Source organism: Salmonella sp. GDC200615 (genome assembly GCF_050574145.1).
In the GTDB taxonomy this organism is placed as follows: Bacteria; Pseudomonadota; Gammaproteobacteria; order Enterobacterales; family Enterobacteriaceae; genus Salmonella; species Salmonella enterica.
Genome location: NZ_CP192247.1, coordinates 3,715,504 through 3,734,243 on the forward strand (window position 1 = coordinate 3,715,504; position 18,740 = coordinate 3,734,243).

General features: G+C 55.1%; 17 protein-coding genes. 10 read left to right on the forward strand and 7 right to left on the reverse strand.

Going from position 1 to position 18,740, the window contains the following annotated elements; all coding sequences use genetic code 11:
- Positions 1-68: 68 nt before the first annotated feature.
- The 4 genes from alaS to pncC form a co-directional block, all read right to left on the reverse strand.
- Positions 69-2,699 carry an alanine--tRNA ligase gene (gene alaS, locus ACQ29O_RS17980; RefSeq protein ID WP_000047242.1) on the reverse strand — a complete coding sequence of 877 codons (2,631 nt, stop codon included), beginning with the start codon at positions 2,697-2,699 and terminating at the stop codon, positions 69-71.
- A gap of 235 nt (positions 2,700-2,934) precedes the next feature.
- Positions 2,935-3,435 carry a recombination regulator RecX gene (gene recX / locus ACQ29O_RS17985; protein WP_001294863.1) on the reverse strand — a complete coding sequence of 167 codons (501 nt, stop codon included), beginning with the start codon at positions 3,433-3,435 and terminating at the stop codon, positions 2,935-2,937.
- Positions 3,436-3,551: 116 nt separating this feature from the next.
- On the reverse strand, positions 3,552-4,613 hold the full coding sequence (gene recA / locus ACQ29O_RS17990; RefSeq protein WP_000963150.1) for a recombinase RecA: 1,062 nt from the start codon (positions 4,611-4,613) through the stop codon (positions 3,552-3,554).
- 84 nt (positions 4,614-4,697) lie between these two features.
- Complete coding sequence (pncC, locus tag ACQ29O_RS17995) at positions 4,698-5,195, reverse strand: nicotinamide-nucleotide amidase (RefSeq protein WP_000132239.1); 498 nt, start codon at positions 5,193-5,195, stop codon at positions 4,698-4,700.
- Between the two features lie 195 nt (positions 5,196-5,390).
- On the opposite strand from pncC, the gene ACQ29O_RS18000 reads away from it, so the two are divergent.
- A complete protein-coding gene (locus ACQ29O_RS18000; protein WP_001519391.1) occupies positions 5,391-5,636 on the forward strand; it encodes a hypothetical protein in 246 nt (81 codons plus the stop codon).
- A 37-nt stretch (positions 5,637-5,673) separates the two neighbouring features.
- Here the strand turns inward: ACQ29O_RS18000 and mltB are convergent, their stop codons facing one another.
- Positions 5,674-6,753, reverse strand: coding sequence for a lytic murein transglycosylase B (mltB, locus tag ACQ29O_RS18005; protein ID WP_001746445.1), 1,080 nt, complete (start codon positions 6,751-6,753; stop codon positions 5,674-5,676).
- A 253-nt stretch (positions 6,754-7,006) separates the two neighbouring features.
- On the opposite strand from mltB, the gene srlA reads away from it, so the two are divergent.
- From srlA to gutQ, 7 genes are all read left to right on the forward strand, one after another.
- Complete coding sequence (gene srlA, locus ACQ29O_RS18010; RefSeq protein ID WP_001746444.1) at positions 7,007-7,570, forward strand: PTS glucitol/sorbitol transporter subunit IIC; 564 nt, start codon at positions 7,007-7,009, stop codon at positions 7,568-7,570.
- On the forward strand, positions 7,567-8,538 hold the full coding sequence (gene srlE, locus ACQ29O_RS18015) for a PTS glucitol/sorbitol transporter subunit IIB (protein WP_000199040.1): 972 nt from the start codon (positions 7,567-7,569) through the stop codon (positions 8,536-8,538). The genes srlA and srlE overlap by 4 nt, the downstream gene beginning before the upstream one ends.
- Before the next feature lie 11 nt (positions 8,539-8,549).
- A complete protein-coding gene (gene srlB, locus ACQ29O_RS18020; RefSeq protein WP_000111553.1) occupies positions 8,550-8,912 on the forward strand; it encodes a PTS glucitol/sorbitol transporter subunit IIA in 363 nt (120 codons plus the stop codon).
- A gap of 11 nt (positions 8,913-8,923) precedes the next feature.
- Positions 8,924-9,703, forward strand: coding sequence for a sorbitol-6-phosphate dehydrogenase (gene srlD, locus ACQ29O_RS18025; protein ID WP_001077372.1), 780 nt, complete (start codon positions 8,924-8,926; stop codon positions 9,701-9,703).
- Positions 9,704-9,779: 76 nt separating this feature from the next.
- The gene (gene gutM, locus ACQ29O_RS18030; protein ID WP_000255198.1) at positions 9,780-10,139 is read left to right on the forward strand and encodes a transcriptional regulator GutM; all 360 of its coding nucleotides are present in this window, start codon (positions 9,780-9,782) and stop codon (positions 10,137-10,139) included.
- A gap of 197 nt (positions 10,140-10,336) precedes the next feature.
- Positions 10,337-11,110: a glucitol operon DNA-binding transcriptional repressor SrlR gene (gene srlR, locus ACQ29O_RS18035; protein ID WP_000804536.1), complete on the forward strand. Its 774-nt coding sequence runs from the start codon at positions 10,337-10,339 to the stop codon at positions 11,108-11,110.
- The gene (gene gutQ, locus ACQ29O_RS18040) at positions 11,103-12,068 is read left to right on the forward strand and encodes an arabinose-5-phosphate isomerase GutQ (protein WP_001278208.1); all 966 of its coding nucleotides are present in this window, start codon (positions 11,103-11,105) and stop codon (positions 12,066-12,068) included. Before srlR ends, gutQ begins: the two co-directional genes overlap by 8 nt.
- Here gutQ and norR read toward each other — a convergent pair.
- Positions 12,065-13,585, reverse strand: a complete 1,521-nt coding sequence (norR, locus tag ACQ29O_RS18045; protein WP_000010816.1) for a nitric oxide reductase transcriptional regulator NorR — start codon at positions 13,583-13,585, stop codon at positions 12,065-12,067. The two genes, gutQ and norR, sit on opposite strands and share 4 nt — an antisense overlap.
- 185 nt (positions 13,586-13,770) lie before the next feature.
- Between norR and norV the strand changes: the two genes are divergently transcribed.
- Complete coding sequence (norV, locus tag ACQ29O_RS18050) at positions 13,771-15,210, forward strand: anaerobic nitric oxide reductase flavorubredoxin (RefSeq protein ID WP_000026001.1); 1,440 nt, start codon at positions 13,771-13,773, stop codon at positions 15,208-15,210.
- Positions 15,207-16,340: an NADH:flavorubredoxin reductase NorW gene (norW, locus tag ACQ29O_RS18055; protein WP_253336086.1), complete on the forward strand. Its 1,134-nt coding sequence runs from the start codon at positions 15,207-15,209 to the stop codon at positions 16,338-16,340. The genes norV and norW overlap by 4 nt, the downstream gene beginning before the upstream one ends.
- 96 nt (positions 16,341-16,436) lie before the next feature.
- Here the strand turns inward: norW and hypF are convergent, their stop codons facing one another.
- Complete coding sequence (gene hypF, locus ACQ29O_RS18060) at positions 16,437-18,677, reverse strand: carbamoyltransferase HypF (protein ID WP_000963441.1); 2,241 nt, start codon at positions 18,675-18,677, stop codon at positions 16,437-16,439.
- Positions 18,678-18,740 lie beyond the last annotated feature (63 nt).

An 18,740-nucleotide genomic window follows, 5' to 3' on the forward strand; every position in this document is an offset into this window, starting at 1 on the left:
TTTATCGTTGTCGATAGCGTTGACGTAAACGCCGCAGCACGAGCTGCGGCGCCAACGAACGCTTATAATTATTGCAATTTTGCGCTGACCCAGCCTTGTACACTGGCTAACGCTGCAGGCAGAGCTGCCGCATCCGTACCACCGGCTTGCGCCATGTCCGGACGACCGCCACCCTTACCGCCCACCTGCTGAGCGACCATACCAATCAATTCCCCTGCTTTAACCCGGTCGGTCACATCCTTCGACACGCCCGCAATCAGAGAAACCTTACCTTCAACAACCGTTGCCAGTACGATAACGGTAGACCCCAGTTGATTTTTCAGATCATCAACCATGGTTCGCAGCATTTTCGGCTCAATACCAGCAAGCTCGCTGACCAGGAGCTTCACGCCGTTGAGATCGACCGCTTTACTGGAAAGATTTGCACTCTCCTGCGCTGCGGCCTGGTCCTTCAACTGCTGCAACTCTTTTTCCAGCTGACGTGTACGTTCCAGCACGGCACGCACTTTGTCGCCCAGATTCTGGCTGTCGCCCTTCAGCAGATGCGCAATATCGTTTAAGCGATCGCTTTGCGCATGAACGGTGGCCATAGCGCCTTCACCGGTTACCGCCTCAATACGACGAATGCCCGCTGCGGTGCCGGACTCAGAGATAATACGGAATAGACCGATATCACCGGTACGACTGGCGTGAGTACCGCCGCACAGTTCGGTAGAAAAATCGCCCATGCTCAGAACGCGTACACGTTCGTCGTATTTCTCGCCAAACAGCGCCATGGCCCCTTTCGCCTTCGCCGCGTCGAGATCCATGATGTTCGTTTCAATCGGCAGGTTGCGGCGAATTTGCGCATTCACCAAATCTTCAACCTCACGAATCTCCGACGGCTTCATCGCTTCATTGTGCGAGAAGTCGAAGCGCAGCACTTTATCGCTAACCAGCGAACCTTTCTGCGCAACGTGTGTCCCAAGCACCTGGCGCAACGCCGCGTGCATCAGGTGCGTGGCGGAGTGGTTCAGACGGATACGTGCGCGGCGCGCTTCATCTACGTCAGCCTGTACCGCATCGCCCACTTTCAGAGCGCCCGCAGACAATTTGCCGAGGTGACCAATCGCCTGACCATATTTTTGCGTGTCGTCCACAGCGAAAGTAAATCCAGCGCCTTTCAGCTCGCCTTTATCGCCAACCTGACCGCCTGATTCCGCATAGAATGGGGTCTGATCCAGCACGACAACAGCTTCCTGTCCCGCGTTAATCGCTTCAACCGCTTTACCATCGACAAACAGCGCAGTCACTTTGCCGTTCAGTTCCAGATGGTCATAACCTTTAAATTCAGAAGCGCTATCAACGCGGATCATCGCGTTGTAGTCCGCGCCAAAACCGCTAGCTTCGCGCGCGCGACGGCGTTGCTCTTCCATGGCGGCTTCAAAACCGGCTTCGTCGACTTTGATGTTGCGCTCACGGCAGACGTCCGCCGTTAGATCGACCGGGAAACCATAAGTATCATACAGACGGAAAGCGGTTTCGCCGTCCAGGGTGTCGCCCTGCAATTTCGCCAGTTCTTCATCCAGCAGCGCCAGACCGCGCTCCAGCGTACGAGCGAACTGCTCTTCTTCCGTTTTCAGAACCTGCTCGACCTGCGCCTGCTGACGTTTCAACTCTTCGCCTGCGGAGCCCATTACCTCAATCAGCGGCCCAACCAGCTTGTAGAAGAAGGTCTCTTTCGCGCCCAGCATGTTGCCGTGACGAACCGCGCGACGAATAATGCGACGCAGCACATAACCACGGTTTTCATTCGACGGCAGCACGCCATCGGCAACCAGGAATGCGCAAGAACGGATGTGGTCGGCGATAACGCGCAGCGATTTATTACCCAGATCGGTAGCGCCGGTGACTTTCGCTACCGCTTCAATCAACGTGCGGAACAGGTCGATGTCATAGTTAGAGTTAACGTGCTGCAGTACCGCGGCAATACGCTCCAGCCCCATACCGGTATCTACAGACGGTTTCGGCAATGGTTCCATCGTCCCTTCAGCCTGACGGTTGAACTGCATAAAGACGATGTTCCAGATCTCAATATAGCGATCGCCGTCTTCTTCCGGGCTTCCCGGAGGGCCGCCCCAGATGTGGTCGCCATGATCGTAGAAGATTTCGGTGCACGGACCGCAGGGACCGGTATCGCCCATCTGCCAGAAGTTATCCGATGCGTATGGCGCGCCTTTATTGTCGCCAATACGGATAATACGCTCGCGCGGGATGCCGACTTCTTTTTCCCAGATCTCATAGGCTTCGTCGTCGGTTTCATAGACGGTGACCCATAAACGCTCTTTTGGCAGAGCAAACCAGTTTTCACCGGTCAGTAATTCCCATGCGAACTGAATGGCGTCGTGTTTGAAGTAATCGCCGAAGCTGAAGTTGCCCAGCATTTCGAAGAAAGTATGGTGACGTGCAGTGTATCCGACGTTTTCCAGATCGTTGTGTTTCCCCCCCGCGCGTACGCAACGCTGGGAAGTGGTTGCACGGGAATAATTACGTTTATCGAGCCCAAGGAAAACATCCTTGAACTGGTTCATCCCGGCATTGGTAAACAACAGAGTGGGGTCATTGTTAGGCACCAGGGAACTGCTGGCAACTACCTGATGCCCTTTACTATGGAAAAAGTCGAGAAACGCCTGACGGATCTCAGCGGTGCTCTTGCTCATAATTATCCTGAAATCAAGCTACACTTCATCCTTCAGGCCGCCTCTGCGTTAGCTGCGAGTTTCCCGGTCACGAGTTCCCGAGGCTCACTTGCCGCTTTGATGCGGCTTGAATGATTTTGTGTATTTAAGGAATATTCGTCGCAGACGCTGTTCGCCGTTAAGCAACCCGCGTCCAGACGGAAAAAGTGGGAATAAGATAAGTTTTCTTTACCGGGAAGTAAAATCCCGTATGCGCTCAATCTGCAAAATTTCGCCATATTTGCTGGATATCGTCCATCAGATACCCGCGATAGAGCAAAAAGCGCTGTACCTTAACCTTTTCTGAAAAGTTTGAAGGGAGCGGCTCGCCATATTTGCGAACGGCCTGTTCACGTGCCATTTCACTCCAGTCAATTTCACATTCTCGCATCGCTTTTTCAGTCGATTCACGGGAAATGCCTTTCTGATTCAACTCCTGGCGAATACGCGCCGGGCCATAGCCTTTGCGGCTACGACTGGCGATAAAGCGCATCACGAAGCGCTCGTCATCAAGATAGTGATGTTCGTGGCACCAGGCGATCACGCGTTCATAATCGTCTGCCGTCGCATCAATCTCTTCCGGCCCATTTTTGCCCATCACCGGCGCGGAGAGTTTACGCCGTAATTCCTGCTCGCTGTGATCGCGGACAGCAAGAATACGTACCGCACGATCAAGGAGACGAGCATAAGCGGGACGGCGCGATGTGGGTTCACTCATAAAAAACCTTAACAGGGAGAAATGCCAAAAGGGCCGCATAAATGCAGCCCTTGATGGTAATTTAACGTTTTGCTGAATGGCGGTTTCGTTTTGCCCGACCCACCATCACCTGATGATTAAAAATCTTCGTTGGTTTCTGCAACGCCTTCGCTATCGTCAACGGCGAAATCGGGCGTGGCATTCTGATTACTCAACAGTAATTCACGAACCCTTTTCTCGATCTCTTTCGCTGTCGCCGGGTTCTCTTTCAGCCAGGTAGTCGCGTTCGCTTTACCCTGGCCAATCTTCTCGCCGTTGTAGCTGTACCATGCGCCCGCTTTCTCGATCAGCTTCTCTTTCACGCCCAGGTCAACCAGTTCGCCATAGAAGTTGATGCCTTCACCGTAGAGGATCTGGAACTCGGCCTGCTTAAACGGCGCGGCGATTTTGTTTTTCACCACTTTCACACGCGTTTCGCTACCCACGACATTATCGCCCTCTTTCACCGCGCCAATACGACGGATATCAAGACGAACAGAGGCGTAGAATTTCAGCGCGTTACCGCCGGTGGTGGTTTCCGGGTTACCGAACATCACGCCAATCTTCATACGGATCTGGTTGATGAAAATCAACAGCGTGTTGGACTGTTTCAGGTTCCCCGCCAGCTTACGCATCGCCTGGCTCATCATACGCGCCGCGAGGCCCATGTGAGAGTCGCCAATTTCACCTTCGATTTCCGCTTTCGGCGTTAGCGCCGCTACGGAGTCGACCACAATGACGTCCACCGCGCCTGAACGCGCCAGCGCGTCACAGATTTCCAGCGCCTGCTCGCCGGTATCCGGCTGAGAGCAGAGCAGGTTATCGATATCGACGCCCAGCTTGCGTGCGTAAACAGGGTCAAGCGCGTGTTCCGCATCGATAAACGCACAGGTTTTACCTTCACGCTGCGCAGCGGCAATCACCTGCAGCGTCAGGGTCGTTTTACCGGAAGATTCCGGCCCGTAAATTTCGACGATACGCCCCATCGGCAGACCGCCCGCACCGAGTGCGATGTCCAGTGAAAGCGAACCGGTGGAGATAGTTTCCACATCCATAGAACGGTCTTCACCCAGACGCATGATGGAGCCTTTACCAAATTGCTTTTCAATTTGGCCCAGTGCTGCCGCCAACGCTTTCTGTTTGTTTTCGTCGATAGCCATTATTACTCCTGTCATGCAACTTGGTATTGAACCGGATAGTGAATTCGTACTGTTGAAGCAATTATACTGTATGCTCATACAGTATCAAGTGTTTTGTAGAAATTGTTGCCACAGGGTTTGTAGCGCGTACGTCGTCGCCTGTCGACGCACCGATTCACGGTCGCCGCTGAAGCATTCCCGACGCGTAATCCCTTCTCCGCTGACGCTGGCGAAAGCAAACCACACCGTACCAACCGGCTTTTCTTCACTGCCGCCATCCGGCCCGGCAATTCCGCTAATAGCGACAGCAAAATCGGCGCGAGCGGCCTTCAGCGCCCCGATCGCCATTTCGACCACTACGGGTTCGCTGACCGCGCCATGCTGCGCCAGAGTCTCTTCACGCACGCCAATCATCTGCGCTTTGGCTTCATTACTATAGGTGACAAAGCCGCGTTCAAACCAGGCGGAGCTTCCGGCGATGTCGGTAATGGCTTTCGCCAGCCAGCCGCCGGTACAGGACTCTGCTGTCGTTACGGTCGCCCCGCGCGCTTTTAACGCCAGCCCGACCTGTTCGCTAAGCCGCATCAGTTCACTGTCAGTCATCATGACCTCTGTCAGTTAGAAATCCTGCCGCACAAGATAGCACTTTCTCACCAGAGATGGGGACGAGCAGTCGATTTTACGAGTCGGATTCCGAAAAAATGCCAGCAGGTTATTTATGCAGAATGAAATGAGGTAGCACATGACTAAATAGCAGTACCATGTCGCTAAATTTACACGCACGGAGAGAAAGCAAGGATGTCACTCAAAAAAACGGAAAGCACACAGCACAAACTGAAACAAACCTGTCAACTACGGCTGTGGTTAATTGTGGGTGGAGTATGTTCATTAGGAATGGGAGTACTGAATATATTGTCGTCAGGCTATTTTGAACCGTATGATGGCGGTCAAATTATCTTAGGCCTGGGATGTCTGGGATATAGTCTGGCACTATCAAAGAAGATATCCCACTTGCAGGCAGAGAATCAGCCCAAAAAGCCATAATAATAGCGGAGGGGGTGCTCCCCTCCCTAAGCGTAAATTAGCGCACCCGCGCCAGCGCTACCGCCTGGCCCAGTTGCCAAACCGCCATCGCATAATGCGTGCTGTGGTTATATCGGGTAATAGTGTAGAAGTTCGGCAGGCCGTACCAGTACTGGTAGCCCGTACCGATATCCAAACGAAGCAGGCTGGCTTCCTGATGATTGCCCAACGATTGCTGCGGCGTTAAGCCTGCGGCGGCAAGCTGAGAGAGGCTGTATTTTGTTTTGAAACCATTCGCCAGTCCCGGCGCCTGACCATTCGCTGGCACCGCAACCGTATCGCCTTTCACCCAACCATGCGCCTTGAAGTAGTTCGCCACACTGCCGATGGCATCTACCGGATCCCACAAGTTAATGTGCCCATCGCCATTGAAATCGACCGCATATTCTTTATAGGAAGATGGCATAAACTGGCCGTAGCCCATCGCGCCCGCAAAGGAACCTTTCAGATTGAGCGGATCGTCTTGCTCATCGCGCGCCATGAGCAGGAAGGTTTCCAGCTCGCCGGAGAAATATTCCGCCCGGCGCGGATAGTTAAATGACAGCGTCGCCAGCGCGTCCAGAATCCGCGTTTTCCCCATGATACGTCCCCAGCGGGTTTCCACGCCGATAATCCCCACGATGATTTCCGGCGGTACGCCGTATACCTGCCAGGCGCGGTTCAGCGCGTCTTCATACTGATTCCAGAACGCGACGCCGTTTTGCACGTTATCCGGCGTAATAAATTGTTTGCGGTAGCGCAACCAGGCGCCATTTGGTCCGGCGGGCGGCTGAGTGGTCGGCGCTTGTCTGTCCATCAGACGCAGGACGTAATCCAGTCTTTTAGACTGCGAGAGGCTCTCCTGCAGCTGCTGACGGTCGAAACCGTGTTTATTGACCATTTTATCAATGAACTGCTGCGCATTAGGGTTGTTGGCGAAGTCGCCGCCCATTTGCATGACGTTATGCTGCGGCTCAAGCAGAAAGCCGCCGGAAGGCGTGCCCGTCGTCGCTTGAGTCTCGGAAGATTTTGGCGTGCTGCTACAGGCAGCAAGCAATACGCAAAGTGGAAGTAACGCTACATAACGACGCTTGAACATGAGACATCCATTAAACAAATTCAGCCAGGGAGAAGTATGGTAAAGCATCCCCCGCCACACAAGGAAGCGGCACAAGAGAATAAATCACCTTTCTCCTCTTTTCAGTTTGTATCCGCTCCCCCACTCCCGCAATCTTTCAACTTAAAATATTTTTCTTTTATTTTGCGATCACAATAACACTTTTGAATCTTTCAACATGATTACAATGAACAGAAAATTAGCAAGAAAACTAAAAACCCTACAGGAGAGAACAATGATCGAAACCATTACACATGGTGCGGAGTGGTTCATCGGGTTATTCCAGAAAGGCGGAGAGGTGTTTACCGGTATGGTGACAGGTATTCTTCCGCTACTGATAAGCCTGCTGGTTATCATGAATGCGCTCATCAATTTTATCGGCCAGCAGCGTATTGAGCGTTTTGCCCAACGCTGCGCCGGAAATCCGCTATCCCGCTACCTGCTTTTACCGTTTATCGGAACGTTTGTTTTTTGTAATCCGATGACCCTGAGTCTGGGACGCTTTATGCCGGAGAAGTACAAGCCGAGCTATTACGCGGCGGCCTCCTATAGCTGTCACTCCATGAACGGTCTGTTTCCGCATATCAATCCCGGCGAACTGTTTGTTTATCTGGGGATCGCCAGCGGACTCACCACGTTAGGGCTTCCTCTCGGCCTGCTCGCGGTGAGCTATCTGCTGGTAGGTCTGGTGACGAACTTCTTCCGCGGTTGGGTCACCGATCTCACCACCGCTATTTTTGAGAAAAAAATGGGGATTCAACTTGAGCAGAAAGTTCATCTGACAGGAGCGGTATCATGACACGGGTTCGTATTGAGAAAGGCGCCGGCGGCTGGGGCGGCCCGCTTGAACTGGACGTTACGCCAGGCAAAAAGATCGTCTATATCACAGCCGGTACGCGCCCGGCGATCGTCGACAAACTGGCGCAACTAACAGGCTGGCAAGCGGTGGACGGCTTTAAAGAAGGCGAACCGCCGGAAGCGGAGATCGGCGCGGCCATTATCGACTGTGGCGGTACGCTGCGCTGCGGTATCTATCCGAAACGCCGGATTCCAACCATTAATATTCACTCGACGGGTAAGTCCGGCCCACTGGCGCAGTATATTGTTGAGGATATTTATGTCTCCGGCGTAAAAGAAGAAAACATTACTCTTGTCGGCGAAACGCCTGCCAGTCCTCAGCCTGCCAAAACGACATTAGGACGTGACTACGACACCAGCAAAAAAATCACCGAGCAGAGCGACGGGCTGCTGGCAAAAGTCGGTATGGGAATGGGCTCCGCCGTGGCGGTACTGCTCCAGTCCGGTCGCGACACCATTGATACGGTCCTGAAAACAATCCTGCCGTTTATGGCGTTCGTTTCGGCGCTGATCGGCATCATTATGGCCTCAGGTCTTGGCGACTGGATCGCCCACGGCCTGGCGCCATTAGCCAGCCATCCACTGGGGCTGGTGACGCTGGCATTGATCTGCTCTTTCCCGCTGCTGTCGCCCTTTCTCGGCCCTGGCGCGGTTATCGCTCAGGTCATTGGCGTCCTGATCGGCGTTCAGATAGGCCTGGGCAATATCCCCCCGCATCTGGCGCTTCCCGCCCTGTTCGCGATTAACGCGCAGGCGGCCTGCGACTTTATCCCGGTCGGCCTGTCACTGGCGGAAGCGAAACAAGACACCGTTCGCGTCGGCGTACCTTCTGTGCTGGTCGGACGCTTCCTGACTGGCGCGCCCACGGTACTTATCGCCTGGTTTGTTTCCGGCTTTATCTATCAATAAGAGGTTCAGACATGAGCGTGATTTATCAAACCACCATCACCCGTATCGGCCAGAGCGCGAAGGAGGCGCTCGGCGAACAGATGCTGATTACGTTTCGGGAAGGCGCGCCGGCGGATATCGAAGAATTTTGCTTCATCCATTGTCATGGCGAACTGACCGGCGCGCTGCAGCCTGGCGCGCGGTGTGAATTGGGTCAACATTGCTATCCGGTCACGGCGGTCGGCAGCGTAGCCGAGCAAAACCTGCGTGAACTGGGGCATATCACTTTGCGCTTCGATGGTCTGCGCGAAGCAGAATTTCCCGGCACCGTACACGTTGCGGGGCCTGTACCGGACGATATCGCGCCGGGCTGTATTTTGACGTTTGTCGCTTAAGGAGAAAAAACATGAATCAAGTTGCCGTTGTCATTGGCGGAGGCCAGACCCTGGGGGCATTCCTTTGCCGTGGGCTTGCAGAAGAAGGATACCGCGTGGCGGTCGTTGATATTCAAAGCGATAAAGCCGCGAATGTCGCCCAGGAAATTAACGCCGATTTTGGCGAAGGTATGGCGTACGGTTTTGGCGCCGACGCCACCAGCGAGCAGAGCGTGCTGGCGCTTTCCCGCGGCGTAGACGAGATTTTCGGGCGCGTCGATCTGCTGGTTTACAGCGCGGGTATCGCCAAAGCGGCGTTTATCAGCGATTTCCAGTTGGGCGATTTTGACCGCTCGCTACAGGTGAATCTGGTGGGCTATTTCCTCTGCGCCCGTGAGTTTTCCCGCCTGATGATCCGCGACGGCATTCAGGGGCGCATTATTCAGATTAACTCTAAATCCGGCAAAGTGGGCAGTAAACACAACTCCGGCTACAGCGCGGCGAAATTCGGCGGCGTGGGGTTAACCCAGTCTCTGGCGCTGGATCTGGCGGAATACGGCATTACCGTACACTCGTTGATGCTCGGCAACCTGTTGAAATCGCCGATGTTCCAGTCACTGCTGCCGCAATACGCCACTAAACTGGGCATTAAGCCCGACGAGGTGGAACAGTATTACATTGATAAAGTACCGCTCAAACGCGGGTGTGATTATCAGGATGTGCTGAACATGCTGCTATTTTATGCCAGCCCGAAAGCGTCTTATTGCACCGGGCAGTCGATCAACGTAACCGGCGGTCAAGTGATGTTCTGACCGTGAATTGCCGGATGGCGCCGTAAGCCGGATAAGACGGTTACGCCGCCATCCGGCAAAACAACAGGAGCACATTATGGTTTCCACTCTGATTACCGTCGCCGTTATCGCCTGGTGTGCGCAACTGGCGCTGGGCGGCTGGCAGATTTCCCGCTTTAATCGGGCCTTCGATAAACTTAGCCAACAGGGGCGGGTCGGCGTCGGGCGCTCCGGCGGGCGTTTTAAGCCCCGGGTGGTGGTTGCCGTGGCGCTGGACGAACAGCAGCGGGTGACGGACACTTTATTGATGAAAGGCCTTACGGTATTCGCCAGACCGGTTAAAATTGCCGCAATGCAAGGAAAACATTTGCATGAATTACAGCCTGATGTGATCTTTCCCCATGATTCGCTCGCGCAGAATGCACTATCATTGGCGCTTAAACTGAAACATGGGTAATTTCGTTGTGAATGCGTATAGCTTGCGAAATTATCATTTTGCAACCAATACCCTAAATAATTCGAGTTGCAGGAAGGCGGCAACGCAGTGAATCCCAGGAGCGTACATCAGTACGTGACCGGGGTGAGCGAGGAAAGCCAACGCACATGCAGCGTGAAGTATGACGGGTAAATACATAAGTCAGGGTAATCACGCCTATGAAACCTCGTCAGCGTCAGGCCGCGATTCTGGAGCACCTGCAAAAACAGGGAAAATGCTCGGTTGAAGAGCTGGCCCAGTACTTTGACACGACAGGCACCACTATCCGTAAAGATCTGGTCATTCTGGAAAATGCCGGAACCGTCATCCGCACCTATGGCGGCGTGGTGTTGAATAAAGAAGAGTCCGATCCGCCTATTGATCACAAAACGCTTATCAACACCCACAAAAAAGCGCTGATAGCCGCAGCCGCTGTGAAATATATCCATGATGGCGATTCCATTATTCTGGACGCCGGAAGTACCGTGTTACAGATGGTGCCGTTGCTTTCGCGTTTTAGCAACATCACGGTGATGACCAACAGCCTCCATATTGTCAACGCGCTATCGGAACTGGACAACGAACAAACTATCCTGATGCCCGGCGGCACCTTCCGTAAAAAATCGGCGTCGTTTCACGGTCAACTGGCGGAAAACGCCTTTGAGCAATTCAGCTTTGATAAACTTTTCATGGGAACTGACGGTATTGACCTGAACGTCGGTGTGACCACGTTCAATGAGGTTTACACCGTCAGTAACGCAATGTGCAATGCAGCACGCGAGGTGATTCTGATGGCGGACTCCTCAAAATTTGGTCGTAAAAGCCCCAATGTGGTGTGCAGTCTGGAAACCGTCGACAAACTGATCACGGACGCGGGTATCGATCCGGCATTTCGTCAGGCGCTGGAAGCAAAAGGGATTGAAGTAATCATAACCGGAGAAAGCAATGAGTGATGCACTACTAAACGCGGGCCGTCAGACCTTAATGCTGGAGCTACAAGAAGCCAGCCGTCTGCCGGAGCGTCTGGGCGATGATTTTGTCCGCGCCGCCAATATCATTATTCACTGTGAAGGCAAAGTGATCGTTTCCGGTATTGGTAAATCAGGTCATATTGGTAAAAAAATCGCCGCGACGCTTGCCAGTACCGGTACTCCCGCTTTTTTTGTTCATCCGGCGGAAGCACTGCATGGCGATCTGGGGATGATTGAAAGCCGCGATGTGATGTTATTTATCTCCTATTCCGGCGGCGCAAAAGAACTCGACCTCATCATCCCGCGTCTGGAAGATAAATCCGTCGCGCTGCTGGCGATGACCGGTAAACCTCTCTCTCCGCTGGGGCGAGCGGCAAAAGCCGTTCTGGATATTTCCGTCGAGCGTGAAGCCTGTCCGATGCATCTGGCGCCGACATCCAGTACCGTCAATACGCTGATGATGGGCGATGCGCTGGCGATGGCGGTCATGCAGGCGCGCGGTTTTAACGAAGAAGATTTCGCCCGTTCGCATCCGGCTGGCGCACTGGGCGCGCGTTTGCTCAATAATGTGCATCACCTGATGCGCCAGGGCGATGCAATACCGCAGGTAATGCTCGCCACCAGCGTGATGGATGCCATGCTGGAACTTAGCCGTACCGGGCTGGGGCTGGTGGCGGTTTGCGATGAGCAACATGTTGTGAAAGGCGTCTTTACCGACGGCGACCTGCGTCGCTGGCTGGTGGGCGGCGGCGCGCTCACCACGCCGGTAAGCGAAGCCATGACGCCCAACGGTATTACGCTCCAGGCGCAAAGCCGCGCCATTGACGCCAAAGAGCTCCTGATGAAACGCAAAATTACCGCCGCGCCGGTGGTCGATGAAAACGGCAAACTCACCGGCGCCATTAACCTGCAGGATTTCTACCAGGCGGGGATTATCTAATCCTTCAGTCCCAGACGCTTCGCCAGCCGATGCAGGTTGGCGACGTCGGTTTCCAGCGCCCGCGCACTGGCCGCCCAGTTGTGATTATTTTGCGCCAGCGCCTGGCGAATCATCTCTCGCTGGAAGTTCTCCGTCGATTCGCGCAAATTGCGGCAGGCAGGCAGCGCCAGAAAGCTTTCCGCAGACGGCGCGGGTAAAACGTCCTCTGACAAGGCAAAATGCTGCTCCTCCAGTACCACCTCATCCCCTGCCCGGGTCGCTCTCGCCAGTACAACCGCACGGTGAATGGCATGTTCCAGCTCCCGGACGTTGCCCGGCCAGCCATAGTTGAGCAAATGGCGGCGCGCGCCGGGACTCAGTACCACGCGGGACAGCCCCAGCCGCAGTCGGCACTGCTCGCAAAAATAGCCCGCCAGCAACACCACATCATCGCCGCGCTCGCGCAGCGGCGGCACAAAGAGCGGGAAAACGCTCAGGCGATGGAACAGGTCGGCGCGAAAACGCCCCGCCAGCACCTCTTCACGCAGGTCACGGTTGGTCGCCGCCAACACCCGCACATCCACGCGCAGGCTACGATCGTCGCCGACGCGCTGAATATCGCCATACTGCAACACGCGAAGTAGCTTGGCCTGTAGCGCCAGCGACAGTTCGCCAATCTCATCCAGAAACAGCGTGCCGTTATCCGCCATTTCAAACTTACCGCTACGATTACTGATAGCCCCGGTAAAAGCCCCTTTTACATGACCAAACAACTCGCTCTCCGCCACGCTTTCCGGCAGCGCGGCACAGTTGAGATAGACCAGCGGATTGACCGCTCTGGGGGAGCCCTGGTGAATGGCTTTCGCCACCAGCTCTTTACCAGTCCCCGTTTCACCGCCGATCAGCACGTTAAGATCGGAGCCCGCCACAATCTCGATCTCTTTTTTCAACTGCGTCATCGCCGGCGACAGGCCGATCATGTGCGTCTCTTTTATCGGTTCAAACACGCCTGACGACCCCGGCAGCATGTTCTGGCTTTCCAGTTGTTCAATTAACAGCGCATTGCTCAATGCCCCGGCGGCCAGCGCGGCGACAAGCCGCAGCTCTTCATCGCTAAATACCTCGAACTGCTCCGGCGTCATAGCATCAAGGGTCAGCGCACCGATGAGGTTCTGTCCGGCAAACAGCGGCAGACCAACACAGGCGTGGACTTTCAGGCTTTCCTGTCCGGGAATTAACCCGTCATACGGATCGGGTAAATCGCTATCAGCCGGAAAACGCACCACGTCCCCCGCGCGAGCGATGGCTTCCAGGCGCGGATGCCCTTCCAGGGTAAAACGTCTGCCGAGAACGTCCTGCGCCAGGCCATCAATCGCCAGTGGAATAAATTGTCGTGATTCATAACGCAACAGCGCCGAGGCGTCGCACGCCAGAACCTGACGCAGCGTAGTAATCAGCCGCTGAAAACGATCCTGATGCCCAATGCCGCGTTGTAACTCAATGGCGATGCCCGCCAATACCTCCACGGAAAAACTCATGGTTACCTCATTGTCATTTTGACAACCTACAGTGTCATATTGACAGCATCATTTATAGTCTTTTTGACTATATCAAAAATACAAACTTATTATAAATTCATATAAATCAATAAGATGTAAAATTGGCACACTACCTGCAATAAGCAAAACAACTTTTTGTAAACGTTGAATGAATTGAGGTGGTTATGTCTATTCTGGTTAAAAATAATATTCATTGGGTTGGCCAGCGCGACTGGGAAGTACGTGATTTTCACGGCACTGAATACAAAACGCTGCGCGGCAGCAGCTATAACAGCTATCTCATTCGTGAAGAAAAGAATGTGCTGATCGATACCGTCGATCATAAGTTTAGCCGTGAGTTTGTGCAAAATCTGCGCAGTGAAATCGACCTCGCGGATATCGACTACATCATCATTAACCATGCCGAAGAAGACCATGCAGGCGCGCTGACCGAACTGATGGCGCAGATCCCGGACACGCCTATCTACTGTACCGCCAACGCCATTGACTCTATCAACGGCCATCACCATCACCCGGAATGGAATTTTAAGGTGGTGAAAACCGGCGATACGCTGGATATCGGCAACGGCAAGCAGTTGATCTTCGTGGAAGCGCCGATGCTGCACTGGCCGGACAGCATGATGACCTATATGACCGGCGACGCGGTGTTATTCAGCAACGACGCCTTTGGTCAGCACTACTGCGACGAGCGCCTGTTCAATGATGAAGTGGACCAAACCGAACTGTTTGAACAATGCCAGCGCTACTACGCCAATATCCTGACGCCGTTCAGCCGTCTGGTAACGCCAAAAATTACCGAAATCCTCGGCTTCAACCTGCCGGTGGATATGATTGCCACCTCACACGGCGTGGTATGGCGCGACAACCCAACGCAAATCGTGGAACTGTATCTGAAATGGGCGGCAGATTATCAGGAAGATCGTATCACTATTTTCTACGATACCATGTCGAACAATACTCGCATGATGGCGGATGCCATCGCGCAGGGTATCAATGAAGTGGACCCGAACGTGGCGGTCAAAATCTTTAACGTCGCCCGCAGCGATAAAAATGAAATACTGACCAATGTCTTCCGTTCGAAAGGCGTGCTGGTCGGCACTTCTACCATGAACAACGTGATGATGCCGAAAATCGCTGGTCTGGTGGAAGAGATGACCGGCCTGCGCTTTCGCAACAAACGCGCCAGCGCCTTCGGTTCTCATGGCTGGAGCGGCGGCGCGGTGGATCGACTGTCCACGCGCTTACAGGATGCCGGTTTTGAAATGTCCCTGAGTCTGAAAGCGAAATGGCGTCCGGATCTGGATGCGCTGGAGTTGTGCCGTCAGCACGGTCGCGACATCGCGCGTCAGTGGGCGCTTGCTCCGCTGCCGGAAACCACACAGAAAACCGCGCCAGTCGAAGAAACCACAACCTGCGCCGCCGCAGACTTCGGCCCCAAAATGCAATGCAGCGTATGCCAGTGGATTTACGACCCTGCGCTGGGCGAGCCGTTGCAGGATGTCGCGCCGGGTACGCCGTGGAACGACGTGCCGGATAACTTCCTGTGCCCAGAATGTTCATTAGGTAAAGACGTGTTCGACGTACTGGCGACGGAGGCAAAATGAGTCGGGGAATCATCATTATTGGGTCGGGCTTCGCCGCCCGCCAGCTCGTCAAAAATATCCGTAAACAAGATGCGCATGTGCCGTTAACCCTGATTGCGGCGGACAGCATGGATGAGTACAACAAGCCCGATCTCAGCCACGTTATCAGCCAGTCGCAGCGCGCCGATAATCTCAACCGCCAGTTAGCGGGGGAATTTGCTGAACAGTTTAATCTGCGACTGTTCCCGCATACCTGGGTTGCTGACATTGATGCCGATGCCCATGTGGTGAAAAGTCAGGATAAGCAGTGGCAGTACGACAAGCTGGTACTGGCGACCGGGGCGGCAGCCTTTGTGCCGCCGATTGCAGGACGTGAGTTAATGCTTACTTTGAATAGCCAGCAGGAGTACCGCGCCTGTGAGACACAACTGCGCGACGCGCAGCGAGTGCTGATTGTCGGCGGCGGTCTCATTGGCAGTGAATTAGCGATGGATTTCTGCCGCGCCGGGAAAACGGTAACGCTGATGGATAACGCCGCCAGCCTTCTCGCCTCACTGATGCCACCAGAAGTGAGCAGTCGCTTACAGCATCACCTGACCGATATGGGGGTGCATCTGCTGCTGAAATCGCAGTTGCAAAAACTGGAGAAAACCGAAGCCGGTATCCGCGCTACGCTGGTAAGCCAGCATAGTATTGAGGTCGATGCGGTGATTGCCGCCACCGGCTTACGCCCGGAAACCGCTCTGGCGCGCCGCGCCGGGGTAGCCGTCAACCGCGGCGTCTGCGTGGATAGCTATCTACAGACCAGTCACCCGGATATTTATGCGATCGGCGACTGCGCGGAGATCAACGGTCAGGTGCTGCCCTTCCTGCAACCGATCCAGTTAAGCGCGATGTACCTGGCGAAAAATCTGCTTGGCGGCAACGCGCCGCTGAAGCTACCGGCGATGCTGGTCAAAGTCAAAACGCCGGAACTGCCGCTGCATCTGGCGGGAGAAACTCAGCGCAGCGATTTGAGCTGGCAGATTACCGCAGAATCTGACGGTATGATTGCCAAAGGCATGAGCGGAGAAGGCCAACTACGCGCCTTTGTGGTGAGTGAAGACCGCATGAAAGAGGCCTTTGCACTGCTGAAAACGTTGTCCGTATAAGCCTGTGATGCCGGATGGCGCCGCTTCGCGTCTTATCCGGCCTACGAGTGAGCATCTGTTTGCAGGCCAGATAAGGCGCAGCCGCCATCCGGTGCCCTACACTTCCCTTAACGCTCGCGCTGCGGCAATCACGCCCTGTCCAAACGACAGTCCGCCGTCGCCCGCCGGTAACCGCTGCGGAAATAACAATTTAAAATCAGAAAGATAAAAGGCAAGACGCGCGCGAAGTAAGCGGTTGTGTATCACCCCGCCGCTGAAGACCAGAGTGGTTATCCCCCGCGCCGTAGCCTGCTGGCGCATTAGCGTGGCAAACCCGCACGCCAGCGCATCATGAAAAGCCCAGGCGCGTTGCGCGGGCGTGGCCTGCCAGTTCAACCATTGCCGCCAGAAAACGGCGACGTCCAGTTGAGCGCCGTTAAGCGGCATCGTTACCGGATGCTCAACGTTAGCGCATTGAGAGGCCAGCGCCTCCAGCGCGCAGGCGGCCTCGCCCTCATAGCTAAGCGATGCTGGCGTGCAGCGAAGCGCGGCAGCCACCGCGTCGAACAACCTCCCGCAGGAAGAGGCCAACGGGGCATTGACGCCGCGCTCAATGGCACGCGCCAGGACATTCCAGTTTTGCTGTTGCAGCCCCGCTGTCTCCGGGTAATCCTGCCAGTCCGGCACAAAGCGCAGGCACTGCGCCAACAGATTACGCCACGGATGTTTGGCAGCCAGATCGCCTCCCGGCAGCGCCACGGCGGGTAAACCGCCTAAATGTTCGCACTCGCGATAATTGACCCGCAAACATTCTCCGCCCCATAGCGCGCCATTCTCACCCATGCCGATACCGTCTACCGTCAGGGCAATCACCTCTCCACCGTCCAGCGGCCAACCATGCTCGGCCAGGCAAGCCGCCGCATGGGCATGATGGTGTAACACCGTCTCTGTCGGCAGACGCATCTCACTGGCCCACTGACTGGAAACATAGCCCGGATGCGCATCACAGACGATACGCTCTGGCGTAAAATCGTAGATTGACTGGATCAGACGCAATGCCTCGCGCCACTGCGCCTGGATACCGTCATCGCTGAGATCGCCTAAATGCTGGCTGACAACCGCCTGTTCGCCGCGTACCAGACAGAACGTGTTTTTCAGATCCGCGCCCAGACAAAGTATCGGCGGCACATCGCGAAATCCGGGCGGCAACGCAATCGCGTCCGGCACGTATCCCCGCGAACGACGCAGCATTTCGCCGCTGTCGCGCACGACAGAGTCGTCCATGCGCTGTACAATGTCGCGATTATGCAACAGAAAACCATCGGCAATATCGTGTAAATCGTCCAGCGCCTGTTCGTTGGTGATGGCGGGCGGTTTGCCGCTCAGGTTGCCGGATGTCATCACCAGCGGGTAATTGAGCGCCTGCAACAAGAGGTGTTGCAATGGGTTGGCTGGCAGCATCACGCCCACTTCCGTAAGTCCTGGCGCGATGCCCTCACTCAGCGAAGGTACATACTGCTTATCCACCAGTACAATCGGGGCCGCTGGCGTGGTCAGCAGCGAACGCGCCGCGCTCGGCAGCGTTTGCGCCGTGGGCAACATCACCGCCAATGGTTTCGCCGGGCGGTGTTTACGCGCCCGCAGCATCGCCACTGCGTTATCGTTGCGCGCATCGCAGGCCAGATGAAACCCCCCCAGCCCTTTAACGGCAATAATGCCTCCGGCGTTCAGTTGGGCGACCGCCGCCTGCAAAGCCGCCTCTTTTTCCGCTCGCTCATGTTGGCTCCGCCACTCAAGATGCGGCCCGCATGACGGACAGGCAACGGGCTGGGCATGAAAACGGCGATCGTACGGATCGCGGTATTCGCTGTCGCATTCCGGACACAAGGGAAACGCCGCCATCACCGTAAATGGCCGGTCATAGGGCATAGCGCGAATAATGGTGAAGCGTGGTCCGCAGTGGGTGCAATTGATGAAAGGATAACGGTAGCGCCGCTCGCCTGGGGTATTCATCTCGGCAAGACATGCCGGGCAGGTCGCCGCATCCGGCACGATTTGCGTGTTCATCGAACCGCCTGCGCTCTGACGAATGGTGAAATCCGTCGGCGCGCGCTCCCATACCAACGACGCGTGTTCAACGCTGTCAATGCGCGCCAGCGGCGGGCAATCCTGATAGAGCGCGGCAATAAATTGCGACGGCTCTTCCAGCAGCCGAACGACGACGCCGTCGCCGTCATTACACACGTCGCCGTGTAATCGCAACTGCTGCGCCAGCTGCCAGACAAAAGGACGAAAACCGACGCCCTGTACTTTGCCCCGAATGCGTAGCTGTACGCCGGAAGGTGTGTCTATCGCCATCTTATTTTCCCGCCATCATCGAACCCGGATGCCTGATGGCGCGACGCTTATCAGGCCTACAAC

What these genes read in the sequence shown, in the direction of transcription:
- gutQ (WP_001278208.1), top strand. Translation starts at nt 11,103, where the DNA reads ATGAGTGATGCACTACTAAACGCGGGCCGTCAGACCTTAATGCTGGAG.
- pncC (WP_000132239.1), bottom strand. Translation starts at nt 5,195, where the DNA reads ATGACTGACAGTGAACTGATGCGGCTTAGCGAACAGGTCGGGCTGGCG.
- norW (WP_253336086.1), top strand. Translation starts at nt 15,207, where the DNA reads ATGAGTCGGGGAATCATCATTATTGGGTCGGGCTTCGCCGCCCGCCAG.
- srlA (WP_001746444.1), top strand. Translation starts at nt 7,007, where the DNA reads ATGATCGAAACCATTACACATGGTGCGGAGTGGTTCATCGGGTTATTC.
- hypF (WP_000963441.1), bottom strand. Translation starts at nt 18,677, where the DNA reads ATGGCGATAGACACACCTTCCGGCGTACAGCTACGCATTCGGGGCAAA.
- norR (WP_000010816.1), bottom strand. Translation starts at nt 13,585, where the DNA reads ATGAGTTTTTCCGTGGAGGTATTGGCGGGCATCGCCATTGAGTTACAA.
- srlB (WP_000111553.1), top strand. Translation starts at nt 8,550, where the DNA reads ATGAGCGTGATTTATCAAACCACCATCACCCGTATCGGCCAGAGCGCG.
- srlE (WP_000199040.1), top strand. Translation starts at nt 7,567, where the DNA reads ATGACACGGGTTCGTATTGAGAAAGGCGCCGGCGGCTGGGGCGGCCCG.
- srlR (WP_000804536.1), top strand. Translation starts at nt 10,337, where the DNA reads ATGAAACCTCGTCAGCGTCAGGCCGCGATTCTGGAGCACCTGCAAAAA.
- recX (WP_001294863.1), bottom strand. Translation starts at nt 3,435, where the DNA reads ATGAGTGAACCCACATCGCGCCGTCCCGCTTATGCTCGTCTCCTTGAT.
- ACQ29O_RS18000 (WP_001519391.1), top strand. Translation starts at nt 5,391, where the DNA reads ATGTCACTCAAAAAAACGGAAAGCACACAGCACAAACTGAAACAAACC.
- alaS (WP_000047242.1), bottom strand. Translation starts at nt 2,699, where the DNA reads ATGAGCAAGAGCACCGCTGAGATCCGTCAGGCGTTTCTCGACTTTTTC.
- srlD (WP_001077372.1), top strand. Translation starts at nt 8,924, where the DNA reads ATGAATCAAGTTGCCGTTGTCATTGGCGGAGGCCAGACCCTGGGGGCA.
- gutM (WP_000255198.1), top strand. Translation starts at nt 9,780, where the DNA reads ATGGTTTCCACTCTGATTACCGTCGCCGTTATCGCCTGGTGTGCGCAA.
- norV (WP_000026001.1), top strand. Translation starts at nt 13,771, where the DNA reads ATGTCTATTCTGGTTAAAAATAATATTCATTGGGTTGGCCAGCGCGAC.
- mltB (WP_001746445.1), bottom strand. Translation starts at nt 6,753, where the DNA reads ATGTTCAAGCGTCGTTATGTAGCGTTACTTCCACTTTGCGTATTGCTT.
- recA (WP_000963150.1), bottom strand. Translation starts at nt 4,613, where the DNA reads ATGGCTATCGACGAAAACAAACAGAAAGCGTTGGCGGCAGCACTGGGC.